The 12,132-nt window shown below is 75.6% G+C and carries 15 protein-coding genes; 12 read left to right on the top strand and 3 right to left on the bottom strand.

All coding sequences use genetic code 11. The features are described 5' to 3' along the window. Positions 1-171: 171 nt before the first annotated feature. From ACI79V_RS22600 to ACI79V_RS22590, 3 genes are read left to right on the top strand one after another with little or no spacing between them, the layout of a single operon-like run. The gene (locus ACI79V_RS22600) at positions 172-888 is read left to right on the top strand and encodes a metal-dependent hydrolase (RefSeq protein ID WP_456892926.1); all 717 of its coding nucleotides are present in this window, start codon (positions 172-174) and stop codon (positions 886-888) included. Positions 889-931: 43 nt separating this feature from the next. Beyond that, the gene (locus ACI79V_RS22595) at positions 932-2,272 is read left to right on the top strand and encodes an MFS transporter (RefSeq protein WP_456892924.1); all 1,341 of its coding nucleotides are present in this window, start codon (positions 932-934) and stop codon (positions 2,270-2,272) included. After that, positions 2,269-3,723 (top strand): pyridoxal phosphate-dependent decarboxylase family protein, encoded by a 1,455-nt coding sequence (locus ACI79V_RS22590; RefSeq protein ID WP_456892922.1) that lies wholly within the window; start codon positions 2,269-2,271, stop codon positions 3,721-3,723. Before ACI79V_RS22595 ends, ACI79V_RS22590 begins: the two co-directional genes overlap by 4 nt. Here ACI79V_RS22590 and ACI79V_RS22585 read toward each other — a convergent pair. Next, positions 3,713-4,906 carry an NAD(P)-dependent malic enzyme gene (locus tag ACI79V_RS22585; protein WP_456892920.1) on the bottom strand — a complete coding sequence of 398 codons (1,194 nt, stop codon included), beginning with the start codon at positions 4,904-4,906 and terminating at the stop codon, positions 3,713-3,715. The genes ACI79V_RS22590 and ACI79V_RS22585 overlap by 11 nt on opposite strands. An 86-nt stretch (positions 4,907-4,992) precedes the next feature. On the opposite strand from ACI79V_RS22585, the gene ACI79V_RS22580 reads away from it, so the two are divergent. Continuing rightward, on the top strand, positions 4,993-5,598 hold the full coding sequence (locus ACI79V_RS22580) for a dTDP-4-dehydrorhamnose 3,5-epimerase family protein (RefSeq protein WP_456876511.1): 606 nt from the start codon (positions 4,993-4,995) through the stop codon (positions 5,596-5,598). On the opposite strand, the gene ACI79V_RS22575 is transcribed toward ACI79V_RS22580, so the two are convergent. Further along, positions 5,595-5,963, bottom strand: a complete 369-nt coding sequence (locus ACI79V_RS22575; RefSeq protein WP_456892918.1) for a S24/S26 family peptidase — start codon at positions 5,961-5,963, stop codon at positions 5,595-5,597. The genes ACI79V_RS22580 and ACI79V_RS22575 overlap by 4 nt on opposite strands. A 51-nt stretch (positions 5,964-6,014) precedes the next feature. Here ACI79V_RS22575 and sodN point away from each other — a divergent pair, with 51 nt between their 5' ends. The 6 genes from sodN (at position 6,015) to ACI79V_RS22545 (ending at position 9,845) form a co-directional block, all read left to right on the top strand. Continuing rightward, the gene (gene sodN, locus ACI79V_RS22570) at positions 6,015-6,419 is read left to right on the top strand and encodes a superoxide dismutase, Ni (protein ID WP_456876506.1); all 405 of its coding nucleotides are present in this window, start codon (positions 6,015-6,017) and stop codon (positions 6,417-6,419) included. Positions 6,420-6,541: 122 nt separating this feature from the next. Then, positions 6,542-6,955: a VOC family protein gene (locus ACI79V_RS22565; RefSeq protein WP_456892916.1), complete on the top strand. Its 414-nt coding sequence runs from the start codon at positions 6,542-6,544 to the stop codon at positions 6,953-6,955. Between the two features lie 66 nt (positions 6,956-7,021). Then, positions 7,022-7,711, top strand: coding sequence for a phosphatidylserine decarboxylase (locus ACI79V_RS22560; protein ID WP_456892914.1), 690 nt, complete (start codon positions 7,022-7,024; stop codon positions 7,709-7,711). Between the two features lie 8 nt (positions 7,712-7,719). Next, the gene (pssA, locus tag ACI79V_RS22555; protein ID WP_456876502.1) at positions 7,720-8,547 is read left to right on the top strand and encodes a CDP-diacylglycerol--serine O-phosphatidyltransferase; all 828 of its coding nucleotides are present in this window, start codon (positions 7,720-7,722) and stop codon (positions 8,545-8,547) included. Next, on the top strand, positions 8,544-9,029 hold the full coding sequence (locus tag ACI79V_RS22550) for an N-acetyltransferase family protein (protein WP_456892912.1): 486 nt from the start codon (positions 8,544-8,546) through the stop codon (positions 9,027-9,029). The genes pssA and ACI79V_RS22550 overlap by 4 nt, the downstream gene beginning before the upstream one ends. Positions 9,030-9,062: 33 nt before the next feature. Then, a complete protein-coding gene (locus ACI79V_RS22545) occupies positions 9,063-9,845 on the top strand; it encodes an HAD-IIA family hydrolase (protein ID WP_456876499.1) in 783 nt (260 codons plus the stop codon). Between the two features lie 87 nt (positions 9,846-9,932). On the opposite strand, the gene ACI79V_RS22540 is transcribed toward ACI79V_RS22545, so the two are convergent. Further along, on the bottom strand, positions 9,933-10,406 hold the full coding sequence (locus ACI79V_RS22540; protein ID WP_456892910.1) for a hypothetical protein: 474 nt from the start codon (positions 10,404-10,406) through the stop codon (positions 9,933-9,935). Positions 10,407-10,488: 82 nt separating this feature from the next. Between ACI79V_RS22540 and ACI79V_RS22535 the strand changes: the two genes are divergently transcribed. Beyond that, the gene (locus ACI79V_RS22535) at positions 10,489-11,511 is read left to right on the top strand and encodes a diacylglycerol/lipid kinase family protein (RefSeq protein WP_456892908.1); all 1,023 of its coding nucleotides are present in this window, start codon (positions 10,489-10,491) and stop codon (positions 11,509-11,511) included. A 300-nt stretch (positions 11,512-11,811) separates the two neighbouring features. Then, positions 11,812-12,060 carry a WhiB family transcriptional regulator gene (locus ACI79V_RS22530; protein WP_456876495.1) on the top strand — a complete coding sequence of 83 codons (249 nt, stop codon included), beginning with the start codon at positions 11,812-11,814 and terminating at the stop codon, positions 12,058-12,060. Positions 12,061-12,132 lie beyond the last annotated feature (72 nt).

The following is a 12,132-nucleotide window of genomic DNA, read 5'->3' as shown; positions in this document are numbered from 1 at the left end:
CCACCCCCCCCCCCGCCCCCCGAGCCCCCCCCCGCCCCCCCCCCGCCCCCCCCCCCCCCCCCCCCCCCCCGCGGCGCCCCCCCCGCTGCGGTGAGGGAGGACGCCGGTCACCTGGTGATCGCGCCGGTGCGCCTCCGCCACCTGCGGGCCGCCGGACGGGACGCTGCGCACGTGCTCGGTCACTCCCACGCGCTCTCCGGTCTGGCCGCCGGTGCGGCGACCCTCCCCTGGGCCCCGGTCGACGGCACCGTCGCCCAGGTGGCGTGGGTGGCCGCCGTCGGTGGGTTCGCCATGCTGCCCGACCTGGACCACAGCGGGTCGACGGTCTCGGACATGTGGGGCCCGGTGACCGACGTGCCGTCGGGCGCGATCGGCCGGCTCGCCGGCGGGCACCGCTGGGGCACGCACGACGCGCTGCTGGCGCCCGTGGCCTTCGGCGCCGTCGCGCTGGCCGCCGCGAACCTGTACTGGTCCAGCCTGGTGGTCATCGCGCTGGCGATCGGGCTGGCACTGCGCGCGCTGCACTTCGTCATCCCCGGCCGGGCGGAGAACACCGTCGTCGGCAACCTGCTGCTGTCCTTCGGCGGCGCGTGGCTGCTGCTCGAGCACATGCCCCAGCCCCTGTGGCTGCCCTGGGCGGTCGCGCTGGGCGTGCTCACCCACGTCGTCGGCGACCTGATCACCAAGCAGGGCGTGCCGCTGCCGCTGGTCTGGCTGCTCAAGCGCAAGCGCGTCGCGCTCACCCCCATGCGCACGGGCACCACGCTGGAGAAGGCGGTGCTGGCACCGGCCTTCCTGCTCGTCGCGGTGTGGTTCCTCTACGACAACACCGCCGCCCGCGACGTCGTCGACCCCTACCTGCAGGGGCTGCTCAGCCTCGCCGGCTGAGACCGCGCGGGCCCCCGCCGACCAGCCGCTACGGTCCCCCGCTGTGACCGCCGTCCCGCCCCGACTCGGCCGGGGCACCCACGTCGGCTACGCCCTGGGCTCCATCGGCACCGCGGCCTTCGGCACCGTCCCCGGCCTGCTGCTGCTCTACTACCTGACCGACGTGCTCGGGGTCGCCGCGGGGCTGGCCGGGCTGGTCGTCTTCGCGCCCAAGGCCTGGGACGTGTTGCTCAACCCGTGGATCGGCAGCCGCTCGGACCGGACGAGGAGCCGCTGGGGGCCACGCCGGCCGTGGATGCTCGCCGGCGGGCTGGCGCTGCCGCCGCTGTTCGTCCTCGTCTTCGCCGGACCGGGCGCCCCGCCGGCGCTGGCCGCCACGTGGGTCGCGGTCACCTTCCTGCTGGCCGCCACCGCCTACGGCTGCTTCCAGGTGCCCTACGTCGCCCAGCCGGCCGAGATCACCGACGACCCCGGCGAGCGCGCGACGCTCATGTCCTGGCGGGTGGCGGCGCTGGCGCTGGGCATCCTGCTCGCCGGTGCGGGCGCCCCCGCGGTGGTCGACGCGTTCGGCGGCGGGCGCGCCGGGCACCTGGCGATGGCGGTCTTCGTGGCGGTGCTGCTCGCGGGCGGGATGCTCGGCGCGGTCGCCGGCACCCGCAACGCGCCCACGCTCACCCGCACCACCAGCGAGGGCCGGCTCCGCGCGACCCTGGCGCTGACCTGGCGGTCCCGGCCGTTCCGGGTGCTGCTCACCGGCTTCGTCGTCCAGGCGCTCGGCATCGGCGTCATGCTCGCCGGCGTCCCGTACTACTCCGAGCAGGTGCTCGGCGACCCCGCGGCCGGCTCGCTGCTGTTCGGGGCGCTCGTGGGCCCGGCGATCCTCGTCATGCCGCTGTGGCTGCGGGTGAGCCGGCGGCTGGGCAAGCGCACCGGGCTGCTGGCGTCCTCCGCCCTGTTCGGCTGCGCGGCGGCCGCGCTGGCGCTGGTCGGCACCGGCGGCACGGGTCTCGCCGTCGCCCTCGTGGTGCTCGTCGGCGTCGGCTACGCCGGCATGCAGATGTTCCCGCTGGCGATGCTGCCCGACGTCGTCGCCGCCGACGAGGCCGCCTCCGGGCAGCGGCGGGCCGGGGTGTTCACCGGCGTCTGGACGGCGGCCGAGACCCTCGGCCTCGCGGTCGGCCCCGGCCTGCTCGGGCTGCTGCTCGCCGCGTCCGGGTACGCCTCCTCCGCCGGCGGGGACGCCGCCCAGTCCGCCGGCGCGGTGCTGGCCGTGCGGCTCGGCTTCTCCGTCGTCCCGGCGCTGTTCGTGCTGGTCAGCCTGCCGGTGCTGGCCCGCTACCGGCTCGACCCCGTCCCCACCCGACCCGAGGAGGTCCCGGCGTGACGCCGCAGGAGGTGCTGGCCGAGCTCACCGCGCTGCAGGCCGGCGACGTCCCCACCCACGGGGGCTCGACGATGGCCTACGTCTACGACTCCGGCCGCGCCGGCCTCGAGGACCTCGCCGCCGCGGCCCAGGCGGCGTTCCAGTGGACCAACGCGCTCGACCCGACCGCCTTCCCCAGCGTGGCCCGCATCGAGGACGACCTGGTGGGCGCGGCGGCCGACCTGCTCGGCGGCGGCCCGGCGACCGTCGGCACGGTCACCAGCGGCGGCACGGAGAGCTGCCTGCTGGCGGTACTGGCCGCCCGCGAGCGGTGGCGGGCGCGGGGCGGCACCGGCCGTCCCCGGCTGCTGCTGCCGGTCACCGCGCACGCGGCCTTCCGCAAGGCCGCGCACCTGTTCGACCTGGCGGTCGTCGACGTCGCCGTCGACCCGGTCAGCTGCCGCGCGCTGCCCTCGGCCGTGGCCGGTGCGCTCGACGCCCGGACCGCGCTGGTTGTCGTCAGCGCGCCGTCCTACCCGCACGGGGTGCTCGACCCGGTCGGCGAGGTGGCCGCCCTGGCCGCCGCCGCGGGGGTCCCCTGCCACGTCGACGCGTGCATCGGCGGCTGGGTGCTGCCCTTCCTCGACGACGTCCCCGAGCCCTTCGACCTGTCGGTGCCCGGGGTGACCTCGCTGTCGGTGGACCTGCACAAGTACGGCTACGCGCCCAAGGGCGTCTCGGTGCTCCTCACCGCGGAGCCGGAGCTGCGCCAGGCGCACTGGTTCAGCACCGCGGGCTGGCCGGGCTACCCCGTGGTCAACCCCACCCTGGCCGGCACCCGCCCCGCGGGGCCGATGGCCGCCGCCTGGGCTGTGCACCGGTGGCTGGGCCGCGACGGGTACGCCGAGCTCGCCCGCGCCACCCGGGCGGCCACGGTCGCGCTGGCCGAGGGAGCGGCGGCGGTCCCCGGGCTGCGGGTGGTCGGGACGCCGGTGGCCACGCTGGTCGCGCTCGCGCAGGACGGCCCGGACGGCGTCGACGTGCTCAACCTCGCCGACGAGGCCGCCGTCCGTGGCTGGCTGCTGCAGCCCCAGCCGCCGTTCGCCCAGCCCGGCGGTGCGGACCTGCCGGCCACGCTGCACCTGACGGTCACCGGCGCCACGGCGGGACGCGTGGACGCGCTGCTCGCCGACCTCGCCGACGCCGCCCGCGCCGCCGCCGCGCTGCCCCGCCCGGTCGCCGACCCCGGGCTGGTCGCCGCCGCGGCGACGATCGACCCCGCCACGCTGACCGTCGCCGAGGTCGACGCGCTGCTCGAGCTGGCCGGCGTCGGCGGCGGCCGGCTCCCCGAGCGGATGGCACCGGTGCACGCCCTGGTGGCCGCGCTCTCCCGTCCGGTGGCCGAGCGGCTCCTGGCCGGGCTCCTCGACCTGGTCTACCGGCCGCGCCGGGAGGCACGCGCTAACGGGTGATCCGCTGGTCCCGCGCGCAGGCGGCCACGGCCTCGGCCACCGCGGGCGCCACCCGCCGGTCCAGTGGGCTGGGCACGACGTGGCCAGGAGCCAGGTCCTCCCCGACGACGGCGGCGACGGCCCCGGCCGCCGCGAGCTTCATCTCCTCGGTGATCGCGCGGGCGCCGGCGTCGATGGCGCCGCGGAACACCCCGGGGAAGGCCAGCACGTTGTTGATCTGGTTGGGCAGGTCGCTGCGCCCGGTGGCCACCACCGCGGCGTACCGCGCGGCCATCTCCGGGTCGACCTCGGGCGTCGGGTTGGCCAGCGAGAACACGATCCCGCCCGGCGCCATCGACGCGATGGCCGCCTCGGGCACCGTGCCGCCGGACAGCCCCAGGTAGACGTCGGCGCCCTCCAGCGCACCGGTCATCGTGCCCGCGAAGCCGGCGCGGTTGGTGTGCTCGGCGAGCTCCCGCTTGACCGGGGTGAGGTCCTCGCGGCCGCGGTGCAGCACGCCGCGGGAGTCGGCCACCGCGATGTCCCCCACCCCCGCCTCGAGCAGGATCCGGGTGCAGGCGACCCCCGCGGCCCCGGCGCCGGCCACGACCACCCGCAGGTCACCGAGCGCGCGGCCGGTGACCGTCGCGGCGTTGCGCAGGGCGGCCAGGACGACGATCGCCGTGCCGTGCTGGTCGTCGTGCATGACCGGGACGTCGAGCCGCTCGCGCAGCCGGTCCTCGATCTCGAAGCACCGCGGCGCGCTGATGTCCTCGAGGTTGATCCCGCCGAAGGACGGCGCGATCGCGGCCACGGTCTCCACGATCGCGTCGACGTCGGTGGTCGACAGCACGACCGGCACCGCGGACAGCCCGGCGAACTCGCTGAACAGGCAGGCCTTGCCCTCCATGACCGGCAGCGCCGCGGCCGGTCCGATGTCGCCCAGGCCGAGGACGGCGGTGCCGTCGGAGACGACGGCCACCACGCGCGGCGCCCAGGTGAAGCGGCGGGCCAGGGCCGGCTCGGCGGCGATGGCGCTGGAGACCCGGGCGACCCCGGGGGTGTAGGTGAGCGCGAGGTCCTCCCGCGAGGTGATGCCGCGGGTGGGCCGGACCGTCAGCTTGCCGCCCTCGTGGACCGCGAACGCCGGGTCGCCGGCGAATCGGTCGGCGGTCGTCCCCGGCTGACCGGTCTCTGCGCCCATGGCCCCAGCAGGGTAGTGCCGTGCGCTCCCCCGCCCCACCCCGTGGGGCGAGGCCGCGGGCCCGCCGCCTCGCTACCGTGCCGCCCGTGGAGATCCGAGAGCTCGCCGTGCCGGACAGCTACGTGCTCGACCTGGTGCCGCACGGCGACGACCGCGGCCGGTTCACCGAGTGGTACCGCGCCGACGTCCTCGCCTCGGCCACCGGGCGGTCGCTGCCGCTGGCGCAGGCCAACCACAGCGTGTCCGCCCTCGGCGTGCTCCGCGGCGTGCACTTCGCGCTGGTCCCGCCCGGGCAGGCGAAGTACGTCTACTGCCCGGCCGGGCGGGTCCTCGACGTCGTCGTCGACATCCGGGTCGGGTCGCCGACCTTCGGCGTCTCCGACGCGGTGCTGCTGGAGTCCGACCGGCCCCGCGCGGTGTTCCTCGCCGAGGGGCTGGGGCACGCGTTCGTCGCCCTCGAGGACGGGTCGTCGGTGACCTACCTGGTGTCCTCGGGCTACAGCCCCGGCCGCGAGTTCGGCATCTCCCCGTTCGACCCCGACCTCGACCTGCCGTGGCCGGCCGGCGTGGAGTACCGGCTGTCGGACAAGGACCGGGCCGCGCCCACCCTCGCCCAGGCCCGGGAGCAGGGGATCCTGCCGACGATGGAGCAGTGCACGGCCCACTACGACCGGCAGCGCGCGGGTTCCTAGCCCGACGGCGGGGGTGAAGCGAGCCGGCCGGGCCGCGGCCGCAGCCGGGCGACGACGCGGCCGACGGCGACCGCCGGCCCGTAGGCGCGGCTGTCGTCGGCGACCAGCGGGTTGTCGCCGCGGACGTCGACGGCGCCGTCGCCGAGCAGCCGGTGCACCCGCTTGACCACCAGCAGGTCGGGCCGGGACGGGAAGCAGGCCAGGACGACGTCGCCGACCGCCACCTCCCCGCGCCGCGCCCGCCGCACCAGCAGCCGGTCGCCGTGCCGCACCGTCGGGGACATCGACGGGCCGCTCACCCGCGCCAGCACCCACGCCGACCGCAGCGGCGGGACGGCCCGCTCACCGGGACGGGGACTGATCACCGCGAGTAGGGTCCCAGACGACCCGATCGATCGACATACGGAGGAGAGGGCATGCTGTTCAGCCGCGTGTTCTCCGCCGTGGAGGCCAGCGCGCACTGCGACCTCCCGTGCGGCGTGTACGACCCTGCCCAGGCCCGCATCGAGGCGGAGTCGGTGAAGGCCATCCAGGAGAAGTACCAGGGCAGCGAGGACGAGGTCTTCCGGCAGCGCTGCGTGCTCATCAAGGAGCAGCGCTCCGACCTGGTGAAGCACCACCTGTGGGTGCTGTGGACCGACTACTTCAAGCCGCCGCACTTCGAGAAGTACCCGCAGCTGCACGAGCTGTTCAACAAGGCCACCAAGCAGGCCGGCGCGGCCGGCGGCAAGGGCAGCATGGACCCCGCCGAGGGCCAGAAGCTGCTCGACTACATCGCCGAGATCGACCGGATCTTCTGGGAGACCAAGGCCGCCGCATAGCGGAACGACCCCGACGGCCGGTGGGCTCCTCGCCCGCCGGCCGTCGGCGTCCCCGGGCACCGGTGAGATCCGGGGACGGCGCCGGTCACAGCCTGCGACACCCCGACCCGAGGAGACCCGCGATGGCCGTCCGGCTCAACCCCTACCTGCACTTCTCCGGCAACGCCCGCGAGGCGATGGACTTCTACCGCTCGATCCTCGGCGGCCACCTCGAGGTCATGACGTTCGGTGACATGGGCGGGGGCGGGGGTCAGTACCCCGACGACGGCGTCATGCACGCCTTCCTGCGCACCGACCACGGGCTCGAGCTCATGGCCTCCGACGGGCACGACCCCGACGCCGGTGGGCCGGACAAGGTGTCGCTCTCGCTGTCCGGCGACGACCTCGAGGTGCTCACCCGCTGGTTCGAGGCGCTGGCCGACGGCGGCGCGGTCGACGTCCCGCTGGAGAGGCAGATGTGGGGCGACACGTTCGGCCAGGTGACCGACCGGTTCGGCATCCGCTGGCTCGTGAACGTCGCGACGCCCGGCGTGTGAGCGACCCGCCGGGGGCCCCGGCGGGGCGGCGGGGCCGCCGCCGGGCCCCGGTACCGTCAGCCCTCGATGCGCATCGACCGGGCCGGGTGGCCCTTCATCACCGGACCCCTCGGCCCGGCCGCCGTGCTGGCCGCCGCGGGCGCGCGGACGGGTCGCCGCTGGGCGCGCGTCGCGGCCTGGCCGTTCCTGGCGCTGTCGGCCTACATGGTCCTGTTCTTCCGCGACCCCGACCGCCCCTGCGACCGCGAGGAGCCACCGGCCGACGTGGTCCTGTCCCCGGCCGACGGCATGGTGATGGTCGCCGGCGAGCCGCAGGAGGGCGTCGCCCCCGAGCCCGCCCCGCCGGGTGGCTGGCAGCAGGTCAGCGTGTTCCTCTCCGTCGTCGACGTGCACGTCAACCGCTCCCCCTACCGCGGCGAGGTCGTGCAGAGCTCCTACCGCAAGGGCAGCTTCCTGGCCGCCTACCGGGCCGAGTCCGCGCACCGCAACGAGCGCAGCGAGCTGTGGCTGCGCGAGGACCACCCGGAGGGCGAACGGACCGTCGTCTTCCGCCAGCTGGTCGGGGTGCTGGCGCGCCGCATCGTCACGCGCACCGGCGTCGGCCGGCGGCTGGCCACCGGGGAGCGGTTCGGCCTCATGAAGTTCGGCTCGCGGATGGACGTCTTCCTGCCCGCGGAGTGCACGATCACCGTGCGGAAGGGCCAGCGCGTGCGGGGCGGCGACACCGTCATCGGCCGCTGGCCCACCGCCGGCTGAGGGCCCCGGTGCCCAGCTCGGCCTCGGGCGAGGGGCGGCCCACGACCCGCCGCACGGCGACCGTGGAGTTCGTCCGCGGCTCGGTCCGCGGCAGCCGCCGCCGCGCCATGGCGACCCTGCCCAGCCTGTTCACGCTGGCCAACATGATGTGCGGCTTCGCCGCGATCCTGCTGTCGATCCGCGGGCAGTACACCCTCGCCGCCGTCCTCATCGGCCTGTCGGTGCTCTTCGACATCGCCGACGGCGCGGTCGCCCGCCTGGTCGGCGCGGTGAGCTCCTTCGGCCTGCAGTTCGACTCGCTGGCCGACCTGGTCTCCTTCGGCCTGGCCCCGGCCCTGCTCGCGTTCACCCTGTTCTCCGAGGGCCGGGACGAGTGGGACCCGCTGGGCTGGGTGGTCTGCTTCCTGTGGGTGGCGTGCGCGGCGATCCGGCTGGCCCGCTTCAACACCACCATCGACCCCACCGCGGACAAGCGGTACTTCACGGGCATGCCCAGCCCGGGCGCGGCCGGCGTCGTCCTGGCGTCGGTGTTCGCCTTCGGCGACCAGATGCAGGGCCGCGACCGGCTCTGGGTGCTGCTCATCGTCGCCGTCCCGGCGCTGCTCATGGTCAGCACCGTCCGCTTCCGCTCGTTCCGGTCGCTGGTCAGCCCCCGCAGCGGGCGCCCGTACGGACTGGTCCTCGCCGCCGTCGCCCTGGTCGTCGGGTTCGCCACCGTCCCGGTCGTCACCGGCTGCGTGCTCGCCTACGGGTACCTGCTCGCGCCGGTCCTGGTGCCGCTGCTCTCCCCCCTCGGCCGGCTGGTGCCGGCCCGCGTCCGGGAGGTGCTCACGTGACGATCCGCCGCATGGAGCCCGCCGACGTCCCGGCCGTCGTGGGCCTGGTGCGCGAGCTGGCCGAGTACGAGGAGTCCGCGCACGAGGTCCGGCTCACCGAGGAGCAGCTGCACGCCGCGCTGTTCGGGGAGTCGCCCGCGCTGTTCGGGCACGTCGCGCTCGGTCCCGACGGCGAGGTCGCCGGGATGGCGCTGTGGTTCCTGAACTTCTCCACCTGGCGCGGCACCCACGGCCTCTACCTGGAGGACCTCTACGTCCGACCGCAGCACCGCGGAACGGGTCTGGGCCGGGAGCTGCTGCGGACGCTCGCGGCCACCTGCGTCGAGCGCGGCTACAGCCGGCTGGAGTGGTCGGTGCTCGACTGGAACACCCCGTCGGTCGACTTCTACCGGGCCGCCGGCGCGCTCCCGCTGGACGGGTGGACGGTGTTCCGGCTGACCGACGACGCGCTCGCCGACTTCGCCGCCGACCGACGCGACTGACGGGGTCGTCACGGCGTGAGGCAGGCTGGGGGCGTGGGAACCGAGCGTGGCACGCCCGAGTGCTGGCTGACCGACATGGACGGCGTCCTGGTGCACGAGGGACAGGCCCTGCCGGGGGCCGCGGACTTCCTCGCCCGGCTGGTCGACGCGGAACGGCGTTTCCTCGTCCTGACCAACAACTCGATCTTCACCCCGCGTGACCTCGCCGCCCGGCTGGCGCGCTCGGGCCTGCACGTGCCCGAGGAGTCAATCTGGACCTCGGCGCTGGCGACGGCGGACTTCCTGTCCTCCCAGCTGCCCGGCGGCTCGGCGTACGTGATCGGCGAGGCGGGGTTGACGACGGCGCTGTACGAGGCCGGCTACACCCTGACCGACACCGATCCCGACTACGTCGTCCTGGGTGAGACGCGCACCTACTCCTTCGAGGCCATCACCCGGGCGATCCGGCTGATCGGCGCCGGGTCGCGGTTCATCGCCACCAACCCCGACGTGACCGGCCCCTCGCCCGAGGGCCCGCTGCCGGCGACCGGCTCGGTGGCCGCGATGATCACCGAGGCCACCGGCGCCAAGCCCTACTTCGTGGGCAAGCCCAACCCGATGATGTTCCGCAGCGCCATGAACCGGATCGAGGCCCACTCCGAGAGCACGGTGATGATCGGCGACCGCATGGACACCGACGTCGTCGCCGGCATCGAGGCGGGCCTGGAGACGATCCTGGTGCTCACCGGGTCGACCACGGCCGCCGACGTCGCCCGCTTCCCGTTCCGCCCCAGCCGGGTGCTCGACTCGATCGCCGACGTCGTCGACCTGGTGTGAGAAGGACCCCGTCCTCCCCACCCCTCGCACGCTCGGGGCGGGCCCCGGGACGGGGCCGCAAGCACCGCCGGAAGGGAGCGGATCCCCTCAGCGGTCGAGGAACGCCAGTCGCGCCTCGGGGGTGAACAGCAGGTACAGCTCGGCCAGGGCCAGGACGATGAGCGGGATGCCCAGCAGCGGCTGGCCGCCGGGGAACGCGGTGCTGTAGCCGAACAGGCCCAGCAGCAGCTGCAGCACGACGACCGGCCCGCGGGCCCAGCCCGCGAGCCGGCGCAGCCCGGCCGCGGCTGCGGCGAGCGCGACCCCGAAGATCGCGACGTAGACGACCTCGGCCAGCGCCCGGCCGACGCTGTCGGGCTCGCCAGTGAGGGTCAGCCAGAGCAGGGCCAGCGCCCCGGCCAGCAGCAGCCCGGCCTCGACGGCGGCCACCAGCGCCGCCCGGACGACCGACGGCGGCGCCGCGGGACCCGGCCGGCGCGGCGGGCGGAACGAGGGCTGCGCGGCGGCACCGAAGAGCCGCTCGGCCCTGGTCGGGCGGCGTGTGGCGTCCTCCTCCGTCACACCAGCGAGGCTACGCGTCAGCCGCCACGGCAGTCCCCGTCCGTGCCGGTTGGACGGTCCCCGTGCTGGTTAGCTCTCCGGCATGCGCGCGCTCGTGGTGGCCAACCCCGCGGCGACGACCACGACCGGCCGGGTGCGCGACGTGCTCGTGGGCGCGCTGGCCAGCGAGCTCAAGGTCGACCTCGCCGAGACCACGCACCGCGGCCACGGCCGCGAGCTGGGCCAGCAGGCGCTGGCCGACGGGTTCGACGTCGTCGTCGCGCTCGGGGGCGACGGCACGGTCAACGAGGTGGTCAACGGCCTGCTCACCGACGGGCCGGGCGCGCACGTGCCCACCCTCGCCGTCGTCCCGGGCGGCTCCACCAACGTCTTCTCCCGCGCGCTGGGCCGCTCCCGCGACCCGGTCGAGGCCACCGGCGAGATCCTCGACTCGCTGCGGTCGGGGCGGACGCGGCGGGTGTCCCTCGGCACCGCCAGCGCCACCGGGACCAGCACGGTCCCGGCCCGCGGCGTCGATCCGGCGACCGCGGTGGCGGCGGCCGAGGCGGGTGCGGCGGTCCACTCCGGGTGGAGCGAGCCGCGCTGGTTCGTCTTCGCCGCGGGCATGGGCTTCGACGCCGACGTCATCGCGCGGGTGGAGCGGCAGCGCGCCCGCGGCCGCCGCTCCACCGGGGCGCTCTACGTCCGCGAGGCCACCCGCGCCTTCGTGCTCGGCCGGGAGCGCCGGCGCCCGGCCATGACGCTGGCCCTGCCCGACGAGCCCGACCTCGACGGGCTGTTCCTGTGCCTGGTGTCCAACGTGAGCCCCTGGACCTACCTGGGGTCACGTCCGGTCAACCCCAGTCCCGAGGCCTCCTTCGACGCCGGCCTCGACGTGTTCGCGCTGGGCCGGATGGGCGTGCTGCGGATGCTGCACCACGCGCGGCAGGTGCTCGCCCGCCGTCCCGACGCCCGCGGCCGCGGGGTGCACCGCCGGCACGACCTCGACGACGTCGTCCTGACCGCCGCACGGCCGCAGGGCTGGCAGCTCGACGGCGACCACCTCGGCACCGCCACCGGGCTGCGGGTGCGCTCGGTGCCCGCGGCGCTGTCCGTCGTCTCCTAGCGGCCCGGAGAGCCCCTCACGCACGTCCGGGGTGCGGTGTCAACGACCACCGCACCGCCGAGTGGCGGCCCTAGCACGCCCGTGGTGAGGTTGCTCACGCGGGGTCAGACCACGACCGCCGCGCGCTTGACACGCCGTCCTCAGGTGAAAACATCGCGAGAGGAACGCAACCTGCCGGTAACAAGCGGCAGGCGGTCGCTGGAACGGGGCGCTGGGCAACCGGTGTCGCGCCCGCGCAGGCGGCCCGACGTCAGCGATCAGCAAGCCCAGAACGTCGTCGACACCGAGGAGTGCACGCACATGGACTGGCGCCACCGCGCCCTATGCCGGGACGAGGACCCGGAGCTGTTCTTCCCCATCGGGACGACCGGCCCCGCCCTCGTGCAAGTCGAGCAGGCGAAGGCCGTGTGCCGTCGTTGCTCCGTCATGGAGTCCTGCCTCGACTGGGCCCTGCGATCCGGCCAGGACTCGGGCGTCTGGGGCGGGCTCTCCGAGGACGAGCGGCGCGCTCTGAAGCGCCGTCAGTCCCGCACCCGCGTCCGCGCCTGATCGATCCCGCCAGACGCGCCGACGAGGCCGGTCACCCGCTCCGGGTGACCGGCCTCGTCGCTGTCACACGGT

The sequence above is a fragment of the Geodermatophilus sp. SYSU D00700 genome (genome assembly GCF_054050255.1).
The sequence above is the reverse complement of the archived record's forward strand: the minus strand, read 5'-3'. Positions and strand labels throughout refer to the sequence as shown.

Excerpts from the sequence above, each read along its gene's own strand:
- ACI79V_RS22565 (WP_456892916.1), top strand. The coding sequence starts at position 6,542 with ATGGCCGTCCGGCTCAACCCCTACCTGCACTTCTCCGGCAACGCCCGC.
- ACI79V_RS22560 (WP_456892914.1), top strand. The coding sequence starts at position 7,022 with ATGCGCATCGACCGGGCCGGGTGGCCCTTCATCACCGGACCCCTCGGC.
- sodN (WP_456876506.1), top strand. The coding sequence starts at position 6,015 with ATGCTGTTCAGCCGCGTGTTCTCCGCCGTGGAGGCCAGCGCGCACTGC.
- ACI79V_RS22530 (WP_456876495.1), top strand. The coding sequence starts at position 11,812 with ATGGACTGGCGCCACCGCGCCCTATGCCGGGACGAGGACCCGGAGCTG.
- ACI79V_RS22535 (WP_456892908.1), top strand. The coding sequence starts at position 10,489 with ATGCGCGCGCTCGTGGTGGCCAACCCCGCGGCGACGACCACGACCGGC.
- ACI79V_RS22585 (WP_456892920.1), bottom strand. The coding sequence starts at position 4,906 with ATGGGCGCAGAGACCGGTCAGCCGGGGACGACCGCCGACCGATTCGCC.